The organism is Pseudomonas batumici (assembly GCF_000820515.1).
Taxonomy (GTDB): domain Bacteria; phylum Pseudomonadota; class Gammaproteobacteria; order Pseudomonadales; family Pseudomonadaceae; genus Aquipseudomonas; species Aquipseudomonas batumici.
Genome location: NZ_JXDG01000007.1, coordinates 34,023 through 55,795, shown reverse-complemented (window position 1 = coordinate 55,795; position 21,773 = coordinate 34,023). Strand labels below are relative to the sequence as shown.

General features: G+C 65.5%; 20 protein-coding genes. 16 read left to right on the top strand and 4 right to left on the bottom strand.

What is annotated here, in order from left to right; genetic code table 11:
- Positions 1-78 precede the first annotated feature (78 nt).
- The 3 genes from purD to UCMB321_RS03750 all read left to right on the top strand — a co-directional run bounded on the left by purD (position 79) and on the right by UCMB321_RS03750 (position 4,966).
- Positions 79-1,374: a phosphoribosylamine--glycine ligase gene (gene purD / locus UCMB321_RS03760; protein WP_040063974.1), complete on the top strand. Its 1,296-nt coding sequence runs from the start codon at positions 79-81 to the stop codon at positions 1,372-1,374.
- Between the two features lie 99 nt (positions 1,375-1,473).
- Positions 1,474-4,248, top strand: coding sequence for a hybrid sensor histidine kinase/response regulator (locus UCMB321_RS03755; RefSeq protein WP_040063973.1), 2,775 nt, complete (start codon positions 1,474-1,476; stop codon positions 4,246-4,248).
- A 115-nt stretch (positions 4,249-4,363) separates the two neighbouring features.
- A complete protein-coding gene (locus UCMB321_RS03750; RefSeq protein WP_040063972.1) occupies positions 4,364-4,966 on the top strand; it encodes a MarC family protein in 603 nt (200 codons plus the stop codon).
- 49 nt (positions 4,967-5,015) lie between these two features.
- Here the strand turns inward: UCMB321_RS03750 and cobJ are convergent, their stop codons facing one another.
- From cobJ to cobG, 4 genes are read right to left on the bottom strand one after another with little or no spacing between them, the layout of a single operon-like run.
- On the bottom strand, positions 5,016-6,722 hold the full coding sequence (gene cobJ, locus UCMB321_RS03745; protein WP_040063971.1) for a precorrin-3B C(17)-methyltransferase: 1,707 nt from the start codon (positions 6,720-6,722) through the stop codon (positions 5,016-5,018).
- Positions 6,719-7,450, bottom strand: coding sequence for a precorrin-2 C(20)-methyltransferase (locus UCMB321_RS03740; protein WP_040063970.1), 732 nt, complete (start codon positions 7,448-7,450; stop codon positions 6,719-6,721). Before UCMB321_RS03740 ends, cobJ begins: the two co-directional genes overlap by 4 nt.
- Positions 7,450-8,076: a precorrin-8X methylmutase gene (locus UCMB321_RS03735; protein WP_040063969.1), complete on the bottom strand. Its 627-nt coding sequence runs from the start codon at positions 8,074-8,076 to the stop codon at positions 7,450-7,452. Before UCMB321_RS03735 ends, UCMB321_RS03740 begins: the two co-directional genes overlap by 1 nt.
- On the bottom strand, positions 8,069-9,394 hold the full coding sequence (gene cobG, locus UCMB321_RS03730; protein ID WP_040063968.1) for a precorrin-3B synthase: 1,326 nt from the start codon (positions 9,392-9,394) through the stop codon (positions 8,069-8,071). Before cobG ends, UCMB321_RS03735 begins: the two co-directional genes overlap by 8 nt.
- 137 nt (positions 9,395-9,531) lie before the next feature.
- Here cobG and UCMB321_RS03725 point away from each other — a divergent pair, with 137 nt between their 5' ends.
- The 13 genes from UCMB321_RS03725 (at position 9,532) to UCMB321_RS03665 (ending at position 21,711) form a co-directional block, all read left to right on the top strand.
- Positions 9,532-10,734, top strand: coding sequence for a bifunctional cobalt-precorrin-7 (C(5))-methyltransferase/cobalt-precorrin-6B (C(15))-methyltransferase (locus UCMB321_RS03725; protein WP_040063967.1), 1,203 nt, complete (start codon positions 9,532-9,534; stop codon positions 10,732-10,734).
- Positions 10,735-10,869: 135 nt separating this feature from the next.
- Positions 10,870-11,967, top strand: coding sequence for a cobalt-precorrin-5B (C(1))-methyltransferase (locus tag UCMB321_RS03720; protein WP_040063966.1), 1,098 nt, complete (start codon positions 10,870-10,872; stop codon positions 11,965-11,967).
- On the top strand, positions 11,964-12,689 hold the full coding sequence (locus tag UCMB321_RS03715; RefSeq protein WP_040063964.1) for a cobalt-precorrin-6A reductase: 726 nt from the start codon (positions 11,964-11,966) through the stop codon (positions 12,687-12,689). Before UCMB321_RS03720 ends, UCMB321_RS03715 begins: the two co-directional genes overlap by 4 nt.
- A gap of 54 nt (positions 12,690-12,743) precedes the next feature.
- On the top strand, positions 12,744-13,079 hold the full coding sequence (locus UCMB321_RS03710; RefSeq protein WP_040063962.1) for a type II toxin-antitoxin system RelE/ParE family toxin: 336 nt from the start codon (positions 12,744-12,746) through the stop codon (positions 13,077-13,079).
- Between the two features lie 6 nt (positions 13,080-13,085).
- On the top strand, positions 13,086-13,409 hold the full coding sequence (locus UCMB321_RS03705) for a helix-turn-helix domain-containing transcriptional regulator (protein ID WP_040063960.1): 324 nt from the start codon (positions 13,086-13,088) through the stop codon (positions 13,407-13,409).
- A gap of 146 nt (positions 13,410-13,555) precedes the next feature.
- A complete protein-coding gene (locus tag UCMB321_RS03700) occupies positions 13,556-13,957 on the top strand; it encodes a DUF2946 domain-containing protein (protein ID WP_040063959.1) in 402 nt (133 codons plus the stop codon).
- Positions 13,958-14,005: 48 nt separating this feature from the next.
- A complete protein-coding gene (locus tag UCMB321_RS03695; RefSeq protein ID WP_040063957.1) occupies positions 14,006-14,494 on the top strand; it encodes a copper chaperone PCu(A)C in 489 nt (162 codons plus the stop codon).
- Positions 14,495-14,515: 21 nt separating this feature from the next.
- Entirely contained in the window at positions 14,516-14,935 is a 420-nt protein-coding gene (locus UCMB321_RS03690; protein ID WP_040063956.1) for a DUF2946 domain-containing protein, read from the top strand.
- A gap of 95 nt (positions 14,936-15,030) precedes the next feature.
- Positions 15,031-17,151: a TonB-dependent copper receptor gene (locus tag UCMB321_RS03685; protein ID WP_040063955.1), complete on the top strand. Its 2,121-nt coding sequence runs from the start codon at positions 15,031-15,033 to the stop codon at positions 17,149-17,151.
- Between the two features lie 200 nt (positions 17,152-17,351).
- On the top strand, positions 17,352-18,734 hold the full coding sequence (locus tag UCMB321_RS03680; RefSeq protein ID WP_040063954.1) for a PepSY-associated TM helix domain-containing protein: 1,383 nt from the start codon (positions 17,352-17,354) through the stop codon (positions 18,732-18,734).
- Positions 18,735-18,965: 231 nt separating this feature from the next.
- Positions 18,966-19,754, top strand: a complete 789-nt coding sequence (locus UCMB321_RS03675) for an ABC transporter ATP-binding protein (RefSeq protein WP_040063952.1) — start codon at positions 18,966-18,968, stop codon at positions 19,752-19,754.
- On the top strand, positions 19,751-20,701 hold the full coding sequence (locus UCMB321_RS03670) for an ABC transporter substrate-binding protein (RefSeq protein ID WP_040063949.1): 951 nt from the start codon (positions 19,751-19,753) through the stop codon (positions 20,699-20,701). The genes UCMB321_RS03675 and UCMB321_RS03670 overlap by 4 nt, the downstream gene beginning before the upstream one ends.
- Positions 20,698-21,711 carry a FecCD family ABC transporter permease gene (locus UCMB321_RS03665; RefSeq protein ID WP_040063948.1) on the top strand — a complete coding sequence of 338 codons (1,014 nt, stop codon included), beginning with the start codon at positions 20,698-20,700 and terminating at the stop codon, positions 21,709-21,711. The genes UCMB321_RS03670 and UCMB321_RS03665 overlap by 4 nt, the downstream gene beginning before the upstream one ends.
- The last annotated feature ends 62 nt before the right edge of the window (positions 21,712-21,773 follow it).

Below are 21,773 nucleotides of genomic sequence, written 5' to 3'. Positions count from 1 at the left end.
CGTTGACCACCATCGCGAGCAAGCTCGCTCCTACAGAAGCTCAGCGTTTCCCAGATTTGCGTCATCGAGGTTTTTGAAATGAATGTTTTGATCATCGGCAGCGGTGGCCGTGAACACGCCCTGGCCTGGAAAGTGGCGCAGGATCCGCGTGTCGAGAAAGTCTTCGTTGCCCCGGGCAACGCCGGTACCGCCATCGAGGCCAAGTGCGAGAATGTCGCCATCGACGTCCTGGCCCTTGAGCAGCTTGCGGACTTTGCAGAGAAAAACGTTTCCCTGACCATCGTCGGCCCGGAAGTGCCGCTGGTGGCCGGTGTCGTCGACCTGTTCCGCGCCCGTGGCCTGGACTGCTTCGGCCCGACCGCCGGTGCCGCCCAGCTCGAAGGCTCCAAGGCCTTCACCAAGGATTTCCTGGCCCGCCACAAGATCCCCACCGCCGACTACCAGAACTTCACCGAGATCGAGCCGGCCCTGGCTTATCTGCGTGAAAAAGGCGCGCCGATCGTGATCAAGGCCGACGGCCTGGCCGCCGGCAAAGGCGTGATCGTCGCCATGACCCTGGCCGAAGCCGAAGACGCCGTGCGCGACATGCTCGCCGGCAATGCCTTCGGCGACGCCGGCTCGCGCGTGGTCATCGAGGAATTCCTCGACGGCGAAGAAGCCAGCTTCATCGTCATGGTCGACGGCAAGAACGTCCTGCCGATGGCCACCAGCCAGGACCACAAGCGCGTCGGCGACGGCGACAGCGGCCCGAACACCGGCGGCATGGGCGCCTACTCGCCGGCCCCGGTGGTCACCGCCGAGGTGCACCAGCGGGTCATGGACCAGGTGATCTGGCCCACCGTGCGCGGCATGGCCGAGGAAGGCAACGTCTACACCGGTTTCCTCTACGCCGGGCTGATGATCGACAAGGCCGGCAACCCGAAAGTCATCGAGTTCAACTGCCGCTTCGGCGACCCGGAAACCCAACCGGTGATGCTGCGCCTGCAATCGAGCCTGATTCTGCTGATCGAGGCCGCGCTGGCCCAGGCCCTGGACAAGATAGAAGCCCAATGGGACCCGCGTCCGAGCCTGGGCGTGGTCCTGGCCGCCGGCGGTTACCCCGGCGACTACACCAAGGGCGCCGTGATCAACGGCCTGGACGCTGCCGCGGGCCTGGAAGGCAAAGTCTTCCATGCCGGTACCGCACTGAAGGACGGGCAGGTAGTCACCTCCGGCGGCCGCGTACTCTGCGCCACCGCCCTGGGCAACAGCGTCGACGCCGCCCAGCAGCAGGCTTACAAGCTCGCGGCTAAGATTAATTGGGAAGGCTGCTTCTACCGTAGCGACATAGGCTATCGTGCAATTGCACGCGAACGCGCAGACTCGAAGGAATAAACTATCCGAAAGGATAGGCAAGGGCGTTCAGCCCTTGCCGAACTATTCCCGCCCTGCGCATAGTTATCATCAGGCATCAACCTACGAAGGGATTTCGCCGTGCGCTGGCTCAGGATCGCCATAGGTTTCACTGTCAGCTTGCTGACCCTGCTCTGCCTTGCTCCGGCCCAGGCCTCGCAAGGCATTGGCTGGGCGTCCTTGCTCGACGACCAGGCCGATCTGCAACTGAGTGATATCCGTTCTTCGCGCTACACCAACCAATTCAGTCCGGTCGAGCTCGAACGCCTGACCGCCGCCAGGCCCGAAGGCGCCCTGTGGCTACGCTTTCGCCTGCAACCGGGCAGCCACGAACAAGTGCTGCGGGTCTTCGCCCCGGACCTTGCCCGTCTCGACCTCTACACCCTCGACGGCGACAACCTGATCGCCCAGGTGCGCACCGGCAACGACCTGCCCCAGACCGAGCGACCGTTGCCCAGCAGCGACTTCATGCTGCCGCTGGTACAAAGCGGCCACCCACTGGATGTCTACCTGCGGCTGGTGTCCAAGCACGAGCTGCGCCCCCATGTCACCCTCGAACCGGCCATCGAGGTCGCCGCCGACCAGAGCCAGTCGGTGTTGTACGGCCTGCTTTTCGGCAGCCTGATGATGCTGATCCTGCACAACCTGATCCGCTTCGCCTACACCCGCTCGCGCAGCAGCCTGTGGCTGGCCTCCTGCGAGGGTTTGCTGCTGCTCAGCGCGCTGTTCCTGCTGAACCTGATCGGCCCCTGGCTGCCCGACTGGCATGGCGCGCAAACCCCCGCCGCCTATATCGCGCTGTTGCTGACCGCGCCCTGCGGGCTGATGTTCACCTACTCGTTCTTTTCGCAGTTGGGTCCGCATCCGCTGAACAAGCTGTTGCTGGGCGATATCCTGGTGATCAGCCTCGGCGGCCTGCTGCTGTTGTTCGTCGACACCCTGCCGCTGAACGTCATGACCTACGGCCTGGTAGGTCTGGCCAGCCTGAGTATCCTGCTGGTGGCCGCCTATCACTGGCAGAAGGGCTACCGCCCGGCGCGCCTGTTCGTGGTGGCCATGGTGATCTTCAACATCGGTACGCTGGTCATCCTGCCCGCGCTGCTGGGGCTGACCCAGGTGGCACCACAAGGCCTGATCATCGCGCTGCTGGTGTTCATCTGCATCAGCGGCCTGTTGATGAGCGTGGCCCTGGGCGAGCGCCGCCGCAGCATCACCCAGGACCAGTTCAGCCTCAGCCGTGACCTGGCGGCGAGCAATGCCGAAATCGCCGCCAAGGCCGAGTTCCTGGCGAAGATCAGCCACGAGATCCGCACGCCGATGAACGGCGTGCTGGGCATGACCGAACTGCTCCTGGGCACGCCGTTGTCAGTCAAGCAGCGCGACTATGTGCAGACCATCCACAGCGCCGGCAACGAGCTGCTGACCCTGATCAACGAGATCCTCGATATCTCCAAGCTGGAATCCGGGCAGATCGAACTGGATGACGTGCAGTTCGACCTCAATGCCCTGATCGACGACTGCCTGAGTATTTTCCGCGCCAGGGCCGAGCAGCAGAATGTCGAGCTGATCAGTTTCATCCAGCCCCAGGTGCCCCGCGTGATCAGCGGCGACCCGACGCGCTTGCGCCAGACCCTGCTCAGCCTGCTGGAACACGCCCTGAAGAAAACCGACGAGGGCGAGATCCTCATTGTCGTCGCCCTCGACGAGCGCAGCGGCCAACCGCGTCTGCGCATCGCGGTCCAGGACAGCGGCGTGCCGATGGGCGACGAGGAACGCGATGCCCTGCTCCACGCCGAGCTGCAGAGCAAGAACTTCCTGGCGGCAACTCGCCTGGGGGGTAACCTGGGCCTGGTGATCGCCCGCCAGCTGGTGCAGCTGATGCAAGGCGAGTTCGGCATCAAGAGCGGTATCAACCAGGGCAGCACCCTGTGGCTGACCTTGCCGCTGGACCCGCTGCACCTGGAGAACCCGACCTCCGACCTCGACGGTCCGCTCAAGGGCGCGCGGGTCCTGGTGGTCGACGACAACGACACCTGCCGCAAGGTGCTGGTGCAGCAATGCAGCGCCTGGGGCCTGAACGTCAGCGCCGTGCCTTCGGGCAAGGAAGCCCTGGCGTTGCTGCGGACCAAGGCCCACCTGCGCGACTATTTCGACGCGGTGTTGCTGGACCAGAACATGCCCGGCATGACCGGCATGCAACTGGCGGCGAAGATCAAGGAAGACCCGAGCCTGAATCACGATATCCTGCTGATCATGCTCACCGGCATCAGCAACGCGCCGAGCAAGATCATCGCGCGCAATGCCGGGGTCAAGCGCATCCTCGCCAAGCCGGTGGCCGGCTATACCCTCAAGACCACCCTGGCGGACGAACTGGCCCAGCGCGACAAGGGGCCCGTGCCGGTACCGGTGGCGAGTCCCGAGCCGGTGGAGCCGATTTCGGTGCCCAGCGACTTCCGCATCCTGGTGGCCGAAGACAACAGCATCTCCACCAAAGTGATCCGCGGCATGCTCGGCAAGCTCAACCTCAAGCCCGACACCGCCAGCAACGGCGAAGAGGCCCTGCGGGCGATGAAAGCCCAGCGTTACGACCTGGTGTTGATGGACTGCGAGATGCCGATCCTCGACGGCTTTTCCGCGACCCAGCAACTGCGCGCCTGGGAAGTCGGCAACCAGCGCGTGCGCACCCCGGTGGTGGCGCTGACCGCGCACATTCTCACCGAGCACAAGGAACGCGCACGCCAGGCCGGGATGGACGGCCACATGGCCAAGCCGGTGGAACTGTCGCAGTTGCGTGAACTGGTGGAGCACTGGGTGGCCGAGCGCGCGAACCAGCAGGCCCAGGTACCGACCTCCTGACGGTCGGGTAATCGCTCATCCGTGACAATTCGTGCGGCCCTTTCCCGCACACAGCCGACAGCCCGCGCAACGCCTGATAGACTGCCGTCGCCCTCCTCCGTCGCGAGCCCACACCATGCTCCACGTGCTATTCAGCGTTTACCTGAAGATGCTGGTGCTCTACAGCCCGTTCTTCGTCCTGTCCTGCTTCATCGGCCTGACCCGTGGTTATTCCAGCAAGGAACGGCGACGCCTGGCCTGGAAGGTCGCGTTGGCGACGCTGGTTTCCAGCGTGCTGCTGTACCTGTTCGGGCGGGTGATCTTCAGCGTGTTCGGCATCACCGTGGATGCCTTCCGCATCGGCGCCGGCAGCGTGCTGTTCATTTCGGCGCTGGGCATGGCCCAGGGTAAATCGGCGGTGCAGACCGACAACGTGCAGCAGGACGTGACCATCGTGCCGCTGACCATTCCCCTGACCGTCGGCCCCGGCACCATCGGTGCCCTGCTGGTCATGGGGGTCAGCCAGCCGCACTGGGATGACAAGCTCTCGGCCATCGTCAGTATCGCCCTGGCGAGCCTGACCGTGGGCGTGGTGCTGTACCTGTCCAACCGTATCGAACGTATGCTCGGCGACCAGGGCCTGCAGATCGTCAGCCGCCTGATGGGGCTGTTCGTCTGCGCCCTGGCGGCGCAGATCATCTTTACCGGGGTGCGGGGGTACCTGGTAGCGCCTTTATAGCCCATTACGGACGACTATGGACGTCGTCCTTTTGTGAGCTCACATCCCCTCAAGAGCGGGGCTTTTCACCGTACCAGCGCGGTGTGTACACCCACTCGCCACCCTCGGCGCGAGGGAAGACGCAGGTGGTGGATGAACCGATGATGACCATGGTGCGCATGTCCACCTGGTCCGGCGTCAACTCGCCCAGGGTAGTCACCCGCAAGGTCTGTCCCGGCCGACCGATATCCCGTCCCAGGACCACTGGCGTCTGCGCTGTGCGGTGCCCGGCGACGATCTCCAGGGCCCGGCCCAACTGCCAGGGGCGGGAACGGGAGATCGGGTTGTAGAACGCCAGGGCCAGGTCGGCCTGGGCCGCCAGGTCGAGGCGTTTCTCGATGATGCTCCAGGGTTTGAGATTGTCCGAGAGGGACATCACACAGAAGTCATGCCCCAGCGGCGCACCCGCCTGGGCCGCCGTTGCCAGCGAGGCGGACACCCCCGGAAGGATCTCCAGGTCGACGTTGTGCCAGCTCGGGTCACTGGATTCGTGCAGGGCTTCGAGCACCGCCGCCGCCATGGCGAACACACCCGGGTCACCCGATGACACCACCACCACAGAGCGCCCCTGGGCCGCCAGTTCGAAGGCATGCCGGGCACGCTGCATCTCTTCGCGGTTATCGGTGCAATGCAGCACCTGATCGGCGCGGAACGGGCCGGCCATGCGCACGTAGGTTTCATAACCCAGCACGTCGTTGGCCTTCGCCAGCTCGGCCTTCACCGCCGGCACCATCAGCTCGGCGGCACCCGGGCCAAGGCCGATCACCGCCAGGCGCCCCCGTGGACGACCGATGCGCTCCGGTTCCAACGGCTGGCTGGCGACAGCAATCGCCAGACCTTCGCCGACACAGATCGGCGGCAACAACTGCGGTATCGCCTGTTGTGCCATTTCGGCGACAGAGCCGCCCGAGGCGACAAAGCGCAGCGGCACACCCAGCTCGGCAGCCGCTTCGCGCAGCGCAGGACTGGCCATCTCGCTGTCCGCTGCCAACAGGCAGGCCAGCGACTGGCGGGCGATATTCGCCCCGTGCAAGGCTTCACGCACGGCACCGGCCAGCTCCGGCACGCCGGCCGTGACCGCCACCAGCACGCTGCGTGGATAAATCAGCAATTCATTGGCGGCCGGCGCACGCTCGGCACTGCCGACATGAATCGACAGGCGTGCCTGCCGATCCTCCGGCAAGTGCGCCTGCGCCAGCCAAGGTGCCGCCCCTTCGATACGCACGCTTTCGCCAGCCAGCAGGTCCGAGACAAAGCGCTTGCCCAGCTCCAGGTCGCCCAGGGCATAACCGCTCGGCGGATTCAGCAGGCAGGTGCCGAAACGCAGCTCGCCGCTGGTGGTGATGGCGGCCGCCACACCGAGGCCGGCGGCCATTTCCCGCGCCATGACATTCACCCCGCCCAGCCCGCCCAACAGCGGCACCACGGCGCTGCCGTCCTCGGCCACCGCCAGCACCGGCGGCTCGGCGCCCTTCTCCAGCAGCACCGGGGCCAGCGTGCGAATCACGATACCGGCGGCGCACAGGGCAATGATCGGCGTGTCCTGCTGATAGAGCTGGCGCAGGGTCGCGCCAAACTCGTGATAGAGCCGGTCCGCGCCGTCGACCCGCTCCGCCAGTCCATAGACCAGCGCATCCGGGTAAATCCGTTGCAGCTTGCGGGCCGTCGCGAGGCTGCCATTGCCGAGGATGACAATGGCCGGTTGCGCGCGGCTCATCCCTGCCACCGTTCGCCGGGCACGATGATCAGCGAGAAGTACGGCGAGGACATCGGCTCGACCTCATCGAGCGGGACGATCTTCTGGTTGGCCATGGTCGCGCGCTCCACATACAGGGCGCGACCGGCCAGGCCCAGCTCTTCCAGCACCTGGCGAACCTTGTGGAAGTTGCGCCCCAGTTTCATGATCACCGCCGCGTCCGCGTCGGCCAGGCGGCGCTTGAGCTCGTCATGGGGCAGCACGCCGGACAACACCGACAGGCTCTGGTTGCGATATACCAGCGGCGCCCCGAGCACCGAGGCGCCACCAAGCATCGAGCAGACGCCGGGAATCACCTGGGCGTCGTAACGCTCGGCAAGACGGTCGTGCAGGTACATGTAGGAGCCGTAGAAGAACGGATCGCCTTCGCAGATCACCGCCACGTCGCGGCCGGCATCCAGGTGCGCGGCCACGGCCAGGCTGGCCTCGTCGTAGAAGTCGCTGATCACCTGCTCATAGGACAAGGGCGCGGGCAGCGCCTCGGTGGTCACCGGGTAGACCAGCGGCAGCAAGGTCTGGGCCTCCTGCAAGTGGCCCTCGATGATGCCGAACGCGTTGCCTTTCTTGCCCTTGGCGACGAAGTACGCCACCACGGGCGACTCGCGCAGCAGGCGCAAGGCCTTGAGCGTGATCAGTTCCGGGTCACCGGGGCCCACGCCGAGGCCGATCAGACGTCCAGGCTGCTGCATCATTCAATCTCCGTAGCGAGAGCATTCACCGCAGCGGCAGCCATGGCGCTACCGCCCAGCCGGCCCTGCATGATCACGAACGGCACGCCACGGCTGTCGGCCGCGAGCATCGCCTTGGATTCGGCGGCGCCGACGAAGCCCACCGGGAAACCGAGGATCAACGCCGGTTTCGGCGCGCCGGCATCGAGCATTTCCAGCAGGTAGAACAAGGCCGTCGGCGCATTGCCGATCACCACCACGCTGCCTTCCAGATAAGGGCGCCACAGCTCCAGCGCCGCCGCCGAACGGGTATTGCCCAGTTCCTCGGCCAACTCGGGCACGCGCTCGTCGCGCAGGGTGCAGATCACCGGATTGTTGGCGGGCAGGCGCGCACGGGTCACGCCTTCGCTGACCATCCGCGCATCGCAGAGAATCGCCGCACCGGCCGCCAGGGCCTCGCGCCCGGCCTTGCCGGCACCGGGGGAGAATTGCAGGCCGTCGATGGCGTCGACCATGCCGCAGGCGTGGATCACCCGCACGGCGAGCTTTTCCAGGTCCGCGGGAATGCGCGCCAGGTTGGCTTCCGCGCGAATGATCGCGAAGGAGTTGCGATAGATCTCCTGACCGTCGCGGATGTAATCAATCATCGGTGTTGCTCCGTGAGCGGGCTGCCAGCAGGACGCCCGCCGCTTCAATAGTAAGGTTGCGTGCGTGCGGCCGGCCGAAGCCCGGGTGGGTCGCATCGCGAAAATAGAGGTCATAGTGGCCAGGAGAAACCGCCAGCAAGGTAGCCGGCGCCACATGGGCGGCCGCGCAGGAACGCGTGCAGCCGGACAAGTGCACGCCCTGGGGCCGGCCTTGCAGGTGCAGCGCCAGCGTGCGGGCGTCGGCCTTGGTGTCGGCCAGGCCCTTGCCACAGCCGGCCGAGCCGGTACAGGCGATCAGTTGCGCCAGGGCGTCAGCGCTGTCGCATAGCAATCCGAGGTGTTGCAGGTGTGCGGTAACGTTTGCCGCGTCTTCGAGACGAATATTGGGCAGCAACAGGCCCTGCCAGGGCGTCAGGCGCAGGCTGGCATCGCCGAATTCGCTAGCCAGCCGGGCCACGCCGTCGAGCATCGACGCATCGAGCCGTCCGAGAGGCGCCACGGCGCCGATGTACACACGCCCCGGTTGGCGCTGTGGATAAGTGCCGATATGCAACAGACCGGGCGCCGCGGATCGCTGCCAGGACGGGACCGCCGCGGGTTCGAAACCGAGCCGTTGGGCCAATTGCCGGAGGAACTCCGCAGTCGAGACTTCGGCCAGCAAGTGACGCATGCGTGTCTGCTCGGGACGGGCCAGATCAAGGAACAGCTCCAGCACCGCCACCACCAGCGCATGCCCCTTGGCCAGGGGCACGGCGCCCAGCGGCAGGTCGTTGGCCGGACAGCCGGCCAGGCCGAAGGCCAGATACGCCTGGTCGCCCAGCAGCAACGCCGACAACCACAGGTCATGCGGATGCTCCAGCATCGCCAGGGCTTCACCGCCGTCCAGTTGCACCGCGAACTTGGCCGACAGCTCATGAAAGCGTGCGTGAGTCTGCAGGGTCGCCAGGATCTGTTCGGCCAGGGGCCGGGTGTCGATCAACAACTGGCGGTCGATGCCCGCGCTCGGGCTGAGCATCAGGTTGCGCACATCGTCGCCCGCCGCCGTGGTGGGCCCGAGGCCGGCGTCGAGCAACTCGCCGATCAGCACCGCATGCTGCTCGCCGATACCGCGAATCTGCAGGTTGGCCCGGTTGGTCGCCTCGATCACGCCGCCGGCATAACGTGCGGCGGCTCGGGCCACCGCCCGGGCCTGGTCGGCGCTGATCACCCCGCCGGCCAGCTTGATCCGGCAGATACCACCGTCCAGCGCCGGGACGATACGCAGCAACCCCGGACAGGCCGAGGGGCGAATGGCGGTGACAGGCAGGCGTTCGTTCAAGGGGCGACCGGCAGTGAAGGAAAAGTATTGGCTGCTATCGAAGAGCGTTTCGCCGTCGAAGGCGCGGTATTATGCCTGCTTTGTCCGACGGCATGAAAAGCCTGCCCGTCGGAACCGCTGTGTTTTGAGGATTTTAGATGGCGCCTTGGCTGACAATCGTGGGAATCGGTGAAGACGGCTTCAGTGGGCTCGGCCGGCACGCCCGCGAAGCCCTGGCGGCGGCTTCACGGGTATTCGGCGGCCAGCGTCAGCTCGACCTGCTGCCGGCGGACATTCGCGCCGAGCGCCTGGGCTGGCCAAGTCCGTTTTCCCTGGAGCCGCTGTTGGCCCTGCGCGGCGCGCCGACCTGCGTGCTGGCCAGCGGTGATCCGATGCTGTTCGGCGTGGGCGCCAGCCTGTCACGCCGGGTCACCGCCGAGGAGATGCAGGTGTTGCCCGCGCCCTCCTCCTGCTCGCTGGCCGCCGCCCGCCTGGGCTGGGCCTTGCAGGACGTGGAGATACTCTCGGTCGTCGCCCGCCCGCTGGCCGCCCTCGCTGCGCACCTGCACAGCGGTGTGCGCCTGCTGGTGCTGAGCAATGATGGCCTGAGTCCCGCGGCCATTGCCGCGCTGCTGCGCGAACGGGGTTTCGGCCCGAGCCGGATCAGCGTGCTGGAACACCTGGGCGGCCCGGCGGAACGGCGGATCGACGGGCTGGCCGAGGATTGGAGCGACCCGCCGATTGCCGACCTGAACCTGGTCGCCATCGAGTGCCTGGCCGCCCCCGGCACGCCGCGTCTGTCGCGTATTGGCGGGTTGCCGGACAGCGCCTTCGAGCATGACGGGCAACTGACCAAGCGCGATGTCCGCGCCATCACCCTCGCCCGCCTCGCCCCGCTGCCCGGTGAACTGTTGTGGGATGTCGGCGCGGGCAGCGGCTCCATCGGCATCGAATGGATGCGCGCCCACCCCAGTTGCCGGGCCATTGCCATCGAGGCCGACGCCGGTCGCCAACAGTTGATCGAGCGCAATCGTGACGCCCTCGGGGTACCGGGGCTGCAATTGATTCGTGGCCGTGCGCCCGATGCGCTGGAGGGCCTGGAGCCGCCGGATGCGATCTTTATCGGCGGCGGCGTCACCCGCCCCGGGGTGCTGGACCTTTGCTGGGCGCAGCTCAAGCCGGGAGGCCGGCTGGTGGCGAATGCGGTGACCCTGCAAAGCGAACTGTTGTTGATGAACTGGCGCCAGGCCCATGGCGGCGAACTGACCCGCGTTCATATCGCCCAGGCCCAACCGCTGGGGGATTTCGACACCTGGCGCCAAGCCTTGCCGATCACCTTGCTCGATGTGGTCAAACCTTGAACAGCCTGAATGAACACCGATCCCCTGTGGGAGCCGGCTTGCTGGCGATAGCGTCCGCACGGACACCGCAAGGCTCAAGGGCCTCCTCGCTGCGATGCGGCGTCCCGACAAGCCAGCTCCTACAAGGGGTTGGTCATGCGTGAGGAAACCGCCGAACAGCCCGCGCCCCTGCGCAGCGGCCTGACCACCGGCAGCTGCGCCACCGCCACCGCCCTGGCGGCGGCGCGCCTGCTGCTCAGTGGTGTCAGCTGTGACGCGGTGCAGATCACCCTGCCCAAGGGCAAGCGCGTGGACCTGCGCCTGGAGTTCTGTCGCCGCCATGACGACGGCGCCGAGGCCGGCACCCTCAAGGATGCCGGCGACGACCCGGATGTCACCCACGGTGCCCTGCTGTACTCGCAAGTCCGCCTGACCGCCGAACCCGGCGTGCAGTTTCATGCGGGCAAAGGCGTCGGGACCGTCACCCGCCCCGGCCTGGTCCTGGCTGTCGGCGAACCGGCGATCAACCCGGTGCCGCGCCAGATGATCAGCGACCATCTGCGGCAATTGGCAGCCGAGCTGGATTACCCCGGCGGCTTCTCGGTCACCGTCAATGTCCGCGACGGAGAGGCCCTGGCGCTGAAAACCATGAACCCGCGCCTGGGCATTCTCGGCGGGCTGTCGATCCTCGGCACCAGCGGCATCGTCCGACCGTTTTCCTGCGCGGCCTATATCGCCTCGATCCACCAGGGCATCGACGTCGCCAAGACCAACGGCTACCTGCATATCGCCGCCTGCACCGGCAACGCCAGCGAAGACACCATGCGCCGGGTCTACAACCTGCCGGAAATCGCCCTGATCGAAATGGGCGACTTCGTCGGCGCCGTGCTCAAGCACCTGCGCAAGGTTCCGGTGGACAAGCTGAGCCTGTGCGGCGGCTTCGGCAAGATCAGCAAGCTGGCGGCCGGGCACATGGACCTGCACAGCCGGCACTCGAGCATCGACCTGCCGCAACTGGCCGAATGGGCCGGAGAAGTCGGTGCCGATCAGGCCTTGCAGACGGCGATTGTCCAGGCCAACACCAGCCAGCAGGCGCTGGCCATGGCCAGCGCGGCGGGCATCGCCCTCGGCGATGCGGTCTGCCGGCGGGCCCGCGATTTCGCCCGCAGCGTGGTCCCCGCGCAGGTGCAGGTGGAAGTCTTCGCCATCGACCGCCAGGGCGGCATCGTCGGTCACGCGGGAGTACAGCCATGAAACGCCTGTTGCTGCTCGGCGGCGTCACCGAGGCCTTGGCGATTGCCCGGACCTTGGGCCCGGGACATATCTACAGCCTGGCGGGTGTCGGGCGGGTGCCGACAGACTTGAAATGCCAGGTCCGGGTCGGCGGTTATGGCGGGGCCGAAGGCCTGGCGCAATTCATCCGGGATGAAGGCATCGACCTGCTGCTGGACGCCACCCATCCCTACGCCGCGCAAATCAGCCACAACGCCGCCACTGCCGCGCGCTTGAGCGGCATCCCCTGTTGGGCGCTGCGGCGCCCGGCCTGGGTCGCGGAACCCGGCGACGACTGGCGCGAAGTCGCCGACTGGGCCGAACTGGTCGAGGCCCTCAAGCCCTTCCAGCGCCCGCTGTTCACCCTCGGCCGCGAGCCGCTGCAACATCTGGAAGAAATTCCCGCCGGGCAATTCTGGACCTTGCGCGCCCTCGAGACTTATCCCGGCAACGCCCGCTGCGAAGTGATCGGCGCACGCGGGCCCTTCCTGCAGGAAGACGAGCGCGCCTTGTTCCAGCGCCGCGCCATCGACGTGCTGATCAGCAAGAACAGCGGCAGCAGCGCGACCGAACCCAAATTGCAGGTGGCCCGAGAGCTCGGGGTACCGGTGCTGATTCTCCAGCGCCCGGCATTGCCGCCGGTGGACCGGGAGTTCCAGACGCTCACTGAAACACTTGCCGCGTTGGCAAGCATCCACGAATAGATCACGATCATCAGCTTGCAAATATAGTAACCTTTAGGTTACCTTGAGAGCACAATGATCGAGGTTGAAGAATATATTCGGGACAACCAGGCCAACCCATTCGAAAACTGGTTCGCGTCATTGGATGTGCAGGCCGCCACGAAGGTATCCACTGCAATCCTTCGCATGCAGATGGGCAACACCTCCAACATCAAGTGGTTCGACGGTCTGGGTGAATACCGCATAGATTGGGGCCCAGGCTACCGAATCTATCTGATCCAGGAGGGCAAACGGCTGATCATCCTGTTTGGCGGTGGTCACAAATCCAGCCAGAACAACGACATCAAGCAAGCCAAAGCGCTCATTGCCGAATACCAGCGCCGTAAAAAAGCCGCATCGAAAACGAGGTAACACTGAATGGCCCTTACTCGCAGCTTCAAACAGACCATCGCCGAGCGGGCGCAGCGCGACCCGGCGTTCGCCCAGGCACTGCTGGATGAAGCCGCCACCCTGTTTCTCAATGGCGAACCCGAAATTGCACGGGTGATCCTGCGTGACCTGGTCAACGCCACCGTCGGCTTCGAGGGCCTGGCCAAGGAAACCGACAAGCCGAGCAAAAGCCTGCACCGCATGCTCTCGGCCAAGGGCAATCCGAGCATGGACAACTTGGCCGCTATCTTCAGCGTGATTCGCGCCACCCTGGGCGTGAAGATCGAGGTCCATGCTGTTCCGGCCATGTGACGGCATCCTGCTACGCTTGTGCACAAGGATCACCGATAAACCCTACACAAGCTTGCGACCTTTCACCGCAGCCCGCGCTTTTACTTATGAAGGACGTTCAGGCTAAATAACCCATCTGTTTGAAAACACTGACGGAAAGCCTTCCCATGTCCCGACAACGGCTAGCATTTGCCTGGATCGCCTGCTTCGCAGTGCTGTTCAATCTGCTCGCCATGCCGATGTCCGGAGCCATGGCGCAAGCGTCGGAGAGTTCGCTCCCGGAGCAACTGCTATGGGGCAGCTTCTGCTCCGCCAGTGGCACCCGGCTGGTGGCCATCGACCTCGGCAAGCTGGAACAGAAAGCCCCGCAGAACGATGAGCATTCCACCATGCAGCACTGCTGGTGCTGTGCGGCCTTTGCGCCGCTGCTGGCGTTGCCCGGCCACGTGACGCAACTTCCGGTTCTGCAGGTCGCAACCAACCCCACGCGCCCCGCTACCGAAATCGATGCCCCCACCCCTCGCCAGCAATGGCCCTCGCTCAACCCCAGGGCTTCTCCGCTAACCTGATTCACGCTCGCAGTCCTTGTGCGTCATGAATCGTTATGGAGAACCACCATGCTCAAGAATGCCCTGTTGCTGGCCGCCCTGCTGCTGCCCGCCTGCTTTGCCCATGCCCACGAATTCAAGGTCGGTGACTTGCAGATCAGCCACCCCTGGTCCCAGGAACTGCCGCCCAACGCCCCGACGGTGGCGGCCTATTTCGTGATCCACAACCCGGGCACCACGGCCGACCGCCTGACCCGCGTCGACAGTCCCATTGCCGGCAAGGCCGAACTGCATGAACACGTGATGCAGCAGGACCTGATGAAAATGCAGCCCGTCGCCAGCGTCGACATCCCCGCCGGGGGCGAAGTTCGATTCGCGCCCATGGCCTTTCATGTGATGTTGCTGGACCTCAAGGACCGCAGCCAACTGCAGGATGGCAAGCACTTCCCGCTGACCCTGCACTTTGAAAAGGCCGGCGACGTGACGGTCGAGGTGTCGGTGCAGAAACAGGCGCCTGCCGGTACGAATGCCATGGGTCACATGGACCACGCGCAGTAACCGACGACGACTTTGAACGCCATGCGCGCCTCACGCCTCAGGTCGCCCCGCTCCCGTGCACAGGTACACGGCAGTTGGCTGAGCCTGTTCGCCATGTTGATGATCTTTATCGGTCCGCTGATTTCCCAGGCGATGCCGATGGATCACCGCATGCCCATGTCGATGGGCATGGACATGTCGATGGAGATGCCCGGGCAGGCGGGCATGGAGCAGAGCGCCGCCGAGCACCACGCCCCCAGCGCCGAACACCATGCGCTGTGGGAAAAATGCGGCTATTGCACCCTGCTGTTCAGTTGCCCGGCACTGCCGCAGACCCTCAGCTTCGCCGCCCTTGACGGCCCTCGGCCATCCACCGCCGTCGTCACCCTGACCCGCCTGGGCCACGCCCGGCAAACCACCTTCCCGGGTGCCCGCACCCGCGCTCCGCCCGCGTTCCATTAAGCAACGACACAACTTTCTCACCCGGCCCACCTGGACTGTAAATCGCAGTTCCAGGGCGGCAGCCGTGTTGTATTCGCTTGAATGATGGAACGCTTATGTCCACTGCCAACACTCGCCTGCGCGTTGCGCGGGCGTCGTCGCCGTTCGCCCTGAACGAGGCCCGCGCACGCCTGCGCCAGACCACCGCGCTGATGTGCGGCGCCTTGCTCGCGCCCGGCGTCTTCGCCGCCGACTCGCAGGACGATCCCGCCCGGGAAATCGCCCCGACGGTGATTACCGCCCTCGCCCCCAGTTCGCCGCTGACGGTAATCACCGACCCCAAGGATCCGCGCCAGCCGGTGCCCGCCAGTGACGGCGGCGACTACCTCAAGACCATCCCCGGCTTTGCCCTGGTGCGCAACGGCGGTACCAACGGCGACCCGGTACTGCGCGGCATGTTCGGATCGCGGCTGAACATCCTCACCAATGGCGGCCAGATGCTCGGCGCCTGCCCGGGCCGCATGGACGCACCGACCTCCTATATCGCCCCGGAAACCTACGACAAGCTGACGGTGATCAAAGGCCCGCAAACCGTGCTCTGGGGTCCGGGCGCCTCGGCCGGGACCATCCTCTTCGACCGCGAGCCGGAGCACTTCGGCGAACTCGGCACACGGCTCAATGCCAGTGTGCTGGCCGGCTCCAACGGGCGTTTCGACAAGGTGGTCGATGCCGCCGCCGGCGGGCCGTTGGGGTATGTCCGGGCGATCGGTAACCAGGCCCGTGCCGGCGACTACAAGGACGGCAACGGCGACAGCGTGCCCTCGCGCTATGACAAGTGGAACGGCGATGTCGCGCTGGGCTGGACCCCGGACGCCGACACCCTGCTGGAACTGACCGCCGGCAAGGGCGACGGAGAAGCCCGCTACGCCGGACGCAGCATGGATGGCGCACAGTTCAAGCGCGAGAGCCTCGGCCTGCGTTTTGAAAAGTCCAACCTCGGCGAGGTCCTCGACAAACTCGAGGCCCAGGTCTACTACAACTACGCCGACCACGTGATGGACAACTACAGCCTGCGCACGCCCTCGGGCACCGGGATGATGGCCGGGCCCATGGCCTCCAACGTCGACCGCCGCACCCTCGGCGCCCGGCTCAAGGCCACCTGGCGCTGGGCCGACTGGCAACTGATCGGCGGCCTCGACGCCCAGACCGACGAGCACCGCCAGCGTAAAGGCCCGGGCATCGGCACCTACAAGGACCTGCCGCGCAACAGGGACGCCGAGTTCCACAACTATGGCCTCTTCGGCGAACTGACCTGGTACGCCACCGAGCGCGACCGCCTGATCAGCGGCGCCCGGCTGGACCAGGCTTCGGCCAAGGACTTTCGCCAGCGCATCGGCTCCGGGATGAGCGCCCGACCGAATCCGACCGTCAACCAGACCCGCGCAGGCAGCCTGCCCAGCGGCTTCGTCCGCTACGAGCACGACCTGGCCGCCAGCCCGACCACGCTGTACGCCGGCCTGGGTCACGCCGAGCGCTTCCCGGACTACTGGGAACTGTTCTCCCCCAACCAGGGCCCGAGCGGCTCGCTCAACGCCTTCGATGCCATCAAGCCGGAGAAGACCACCCAGCTGGATGTCGGCCTGCAGTACAAGACCGAGGACCTGGAGGCCTGGGCCTCGGGTTATGTCGGCCAGGTGCGCGACTTCATCCTGTTCAACTACCAGCCGGGAATGATGGGCACGACCTCCCAGGCGCGCAATGTCGACGCGCGGATCATGGGCGGCGAACTCGGCGCGGCCTACCGGCTGACCGCCAACTGGAAAGCCGATGCCACCCTGGCCTATGCCTGGGGCAAGAACACCAGCGACGGCAAGGCGCTGCCGCAGATGCCGCCCCTGGAAACCCGCCTGGGCCTGACCTACAGCCGCGACAACTGGAGTGCCGGGGGCCTGTGGCGGGTGGTGGCGCAACAGAACCGCGTCGACCTGAATGAAGGCAACGTGGTCGGCAAGGACTTTTCCAGAAGCGCCGGTTTCGGGGTGTTCTCCCTCAACGGCGCGTACCGGATCAACGCCCACGTGAAAGTCAGCAGCGGTGTCGACAACCTGTTCGACAAGGCCTACGCCGAACACCTGAACCTGGCGGGTAACGCCGGGTTCGGCTACCCGGCCAATGACCCGACAGCCATCAACGAACCGGGGCGCACGTTCTGGACCAAGGTGGACATGAGTTTCTAGACCACATCGTTTTTGAGATCAGCGCAAAACCTGTAGGAACGGCCGGTCGACGCTCGATTGCCGGCGATGGCGGCCGTAAGAGCGACGCAAGACTTGCTGGCCTCATCGCCGGCAAGCCGGCTCCCACAGGGATAGCACGATGACAAAGACATCACGACATCAGACGACCAAAAACAATCGAACCTTGCGGAGCGCTCCTGATGAGCCAACCTAAAATCTCTTTCTACAACCTGGCCTGGCGCTGGCATTTCTATGCCGGGCTGTTCGTCGCCCCGTTCATGGTCCTGCTGGCCCTGACCGGGATCATCTACCTGTTCAAGCCGCAACTCGACCCGCTGCTGTACCGCGACCTGATGACGGTCCAGGCCGGTCATCACAGCCTCAATGCCGACGAGCAAATGCGGCGCATCGAGATGGCTTATCCACAGGCGCGGATCAAACAGTACCTGCCGCCCATCAACGCCGAACACAGCGCGCAGTTCGTGGTTATCCGCGACGGTCGCGAGCTCAACGTGTTCCTCGACCCCTATCGCGGCACTATCCTCGGCGAGCAGGATGCCAAGCTCAACCTGCAAGCCGTCGCCCGCTCCCTGCACGGCAAACTGATGATCGGCACGGTCGGCGACCGCCTGGTGGAACTGGCCGCCGGCTGGGGGGTGATGCTGGTGGTGTCCGGCCTCTACCTCTGGTGGCCACGGGGCCGCTCCGGCGCCGGCGTGCTCTGGCCGCGCCTGGGCAAGCGCGGACGGATCGTCTGGCGCGACCTGCATGCCGTCACCGGCTTCTGGGGTGCGGGACTGCTGTTGTTCATGCTGCTCAGCGGCATGACCTGGACCGGTGTCTGGGGCAAGCAATACGCCGAGGTCTGGAACAGGTTTCCCGACGCCATGTGGAACAACATGCCCAAGTCCGACATCGAGGCCCGCAGCCTCAACGACTCGGCCCGCCAGACCGTGCCCTGGGCCCTGGAAAACACGCCGATGCCGGTGTCCGGCGAGCATGCCGAACACATGAACCACGGCGGCGCCGCGACCGGCCCGGCAGCACCAGGCATCCCCCTGCAACAGATGGTGGACATCGCCACCGCGCGGCAGGTCGAACCCGGCTACAGCATCACCCTGCCAAGCACCGCCGAAGGTGTGTTCACCATCGCCGTGTTCGCCGACGACCCGCGCAACGACGCCACACTGCACGTAGACCAGTACACCGGCACGGTCCTGGCCGATGTGCGCTGGCAACACTACGGCAATGTCGCCCGGGCCACGGAGATGGGCGTGATGCTGCATGAAGGCAAGCTGTTCGGGACGATCAACCAGTTGGTCATGCTGCTGGTGTGCCTGATGATCCTGCTCAGCGCGGTCAGCGGTGTGGTGATGTGGTGGAAGCGCCGCCCGCAAGGTGGCCTCGGAGTGCCGCCGCTGCGCCATGATCTGCCGCGTTGGAAAACCGCCCTGGTGATCATGTTCGCCCTGGCGATCCTGTTCCCGCTGGTCGGGGTCTCGCTGATTGTCGTCTGGTTGCTGGACTGGGCGCTGCTGTCGCGCCTCAAGGGTGAACCTGAATCCGCCTCATCTTCAAGCTGAAGCCGTTGAGAGGCATGCCACCGAAAAATCGGTAGACTTTTAATGCAAATCTGTTGCAATTGCGCATAGTTATAATATAACAACACCCCTCCCTGTAGGAGCCAGCTTGCTGGCGATGAGCTCAAGAGCGCCGCGTGGTTTCAGGTATCCCGCGTTATCGTTGACGACCATCGCCGGCAAGCCGGCTCCTACAAAGGGGGTTGCGTATATTTCCCGAACAATGAGTAACGAATGACCTCGCTGACCCTCACCCATCTCGCCTGGACACCCCTGGGCCGTGGCCACTGCCATCACCAGTTCCAGCTGCGTGACGCCAACCTACGGGTGGCCGCCGGTGAGTTCGTCGGCCTGATCGGCCCCAATGGCAGCGGCAAGACCAGCCTGTTGCGCTGCGCCTACCGCTTCAGCCAACCGGAACACGGCGAGGTCCTGCTCGACCACCAGAACGTCTGGAAACAATCGCCACGCTGGTGCGCCCAGCGCATCGCCGTGGTGCTCCAGGAATTCCCCGATGCCTTTGGCCTGACCGTCGAGGAAGTGGTCGCCATGGGCCGTACCCCGCACAAGAAACTCTTCGACGGCGACACCGAGGCCGACCGCCGACTGATCCACCAGTCCCTCGAGTCGGTGGGCATGCTGGGCTTCGAAGACCACGCCTTCGCCACCCTCTCCGGCGGTGAAAAACAACGGGTGATCCTCGCCCGCGCGCTGGCCCAGCAACCGCAACTGCTGATCCTCGACGAACCGACCAACCACCTCGACCCACGCTTCCAGCTGGAGCTGTTGCGCCTGGTCAGGCAACTGAAGATCGGCACCCTGGCCAGCATCCATGACCTCAACCTGGCCGCGGCGTTCTGCGACCGCTTGTACGTGCTCCACCACGGTCGCATCGTCGCCAGCGGCACACCCGCCGAAGTCCTGACCGCCGAGCTGCTGCGCGAGGTTTTCGGCGTCGAAGCATTGATCGATACCCACCCACTTTCCGGCTACCCGCGAATCACCTGGATAACCCAACCATGAAGCTACGGCACCTGGCGCTTTGCCTCGGTTTACTGTTCACGTCCATGTCCGCCCTGGCCGAGTCGACGCACTACCCACTGACGATCCAGAGCTGCAACCGCGAGGTGACCTTCAAGGAGGCGCCCAGGCACGCGGTCAGTCATGACATCAACATGACCCAGATGATGCTCGCCCTCGGCCTCAAGCCGCGCATGGTCGGCTACAGCGGGATCAGTGGCTGGAAAGCGGTCACCCCGCAGATGGCGAAGATCCTCGACGGCCTGCCGGAACTGGCGGCCAAGTACCCGTCGGTGGAAACCCTGCTCAATGCCAATGTCGACTTCTTCTTCGCCGGCTGGGACTACGGCATGAGCGTCGGCGGTGCCGTCACCCCGGCGACGCTGACGCCCCTGGGCATCAACGTCTACGAGTTGACCGAGTCCTGCGCCTTCGTGATGAAACGCCCGGGTGCCAGCCTCGACGACACCTACAACGACCTGCGCAACCTGGGCCGGATCTTCGACGTGCAGGCGCGTGCCGATGCCCTGGTCGGCGCGATGCAGGCGCGGGTGAGCGCCGTGCAGAAAAGCCTGCCGGCCGAGCGCCCACGGGTGTTTCTCTACGACAGCGGCGAAGACCGCGCCATGACCGCTGGCCGCCTGGCCATGCCCCAGGCGCTGATCGAAGCCGCGGGCGGTCGCAACGTACTGGATGATGTCGACGCCAGCTGGACCCGGGTGAACTGGGAAAGCGTGGTGGAGAAGAATCCCCAGGTGATCGTCATCGTCGACTACAGCGAAATCACCGCCGAACAGAAGCAGCACTTCCTCGAAAGCAACCCGGCGCTGCAGTCGGTGGACGCCATCCGCAACAAGCGTTTCGTGGTCATTCCCTATGTCGAGGCGACACCGGGCATCGATAACGTCCAGGCCATCGAAACCCTCGCCAAGGCGTTCCACCCGCAATGATGAACCGCCGCTACGCCTTGTTGCTGGTCGCCCTCGGCGCCTTGTTGCTGCTCTCCTGCGTGCTGTCCCTGGGCTTCGGTCCGGCACGGGTGCCGGTGGACGTGGTGTGGCGGATTCTCTCGTACAAGGTGCTGGGCCTGGGCGAGGTGAACTGGAGCGCCGGCCAGGAGCCCATCGTCTGGCTGATCCGGGTGCCGCGCATGCTCCTCGGGGCGCTGGTGGGGGCCGGGCTGGCCCTGATCGGCGCGGTGCTGCAGGCGGTCACCCGCAATCCCCTGGCCGACCCGCACCTGCTCGGCGTCACCTCCGGGGCAACCCTCGGCGCGGTGATCGTGGTCCTGCATGTGGGCGAAATCGTCGGCCTGCTGACCTTGCCCATCGCCGCTTTTCTCGGTGCCCTGGGCAGCATGCTGGTGGTGCTGGCCATCGCCAGCCGCAAGGGGCGGCTGGACAGTGACCGGCTGCTGCTGTGCGGGGTCGCGGTGTCCTTCGTGATGATGGCGCTGGCCAACCTGCTGCTGTTTCTCGGCGACCACCGGGCCAGTTCCGCGGTGTTGTTCTGGATGCTCGGCGGCCTCGGCCTGGCCCGTTGGGAACTGCTGCCGATCCCGGCGGCGAGCGTGCTGCTGGGGCTGATACTGCTGGTGAGCATGGCGCGGCCGTTGAACGCCCTGATGGCGGGCGAGCAGACCGCCGTGACCCTCGGCCTGAGTGCGCGCAATGTGCGTCTGAAGGTGTTCCTGATCGCTTCGCTGCTGACTGGCGTACTGGTGTCCATCAGCGGCTCCATCGGTTTCGTCGGCTTGATGGTGCCGCATATCGCCCGCTACCTCGTGGGCGCGGAGCACCGTCGCCTGCTGCCGGTGTCGGCACTGCTGGGCAGCCTGTTCCTGGTCTGGGTAGATGTCGCGGCGCGAACCCTGATCGCCCCGGAAGACCTGCCCATCGGCGTAGCCACGGCGGCGATCGGTGGGTTGTTTTTCATCGGCCTGATGCGCAAGCGCGGTTGACGCCGGCACCTGCAATCGCAGCGGACGACCTGTATGATGGCGCGTTGTCCAACACTCTCAGG